Source organism: Phormidium sp. CCY1219, from assembly GCF_055795085.1.
Genome location: NZ_JAYFEQ010000492.1, coordinates 1 through 253, shown reverse-complemented (window position 1 = coordinate 253; position 253 = coordinate 1). Strand labels below are relative to the sequence as shown.

Here is a 253-nt window from a genome sequence, read left to right as displayed (position 1 = left end):
GTTTTAGTTATGGGTTTGGGGAACTGGTTAAGCAAAAATTTAAAGTGGTCAAACCCGTAATTAATCAACCAATCAATCCTACTCAACTTAATCTTTTTGATACGTCTGAGTTCTCTACTCAAATCAACAAAACTAAAACCAAACGTACTCGGAAACCCAAGAGAACAGATGGAGAACAACTAAGTTTATTTTAAGACTCACGGCGGTTAAAACCGCCTGAGTCGAACTTCCTCCGCGTACTAAAGTAACGCGG

1 protein-coding gene is annotated in these 253 nt (G+C 39.1%); it reads left to right on the top strand.

Features of this window, described 5'->3' with window-relative positions; translation table 11 throughout:
- Positions 1 to 194 (top strand): hypothetical protein (locus AC0QH1_RS12860; protein WP_324631538.1); only part of this gene is annotated, 194 nt, incomplete at its 5' end.
- Between the last annotated feature and the right edge of the window lie 59 nt (positions 195 to 253).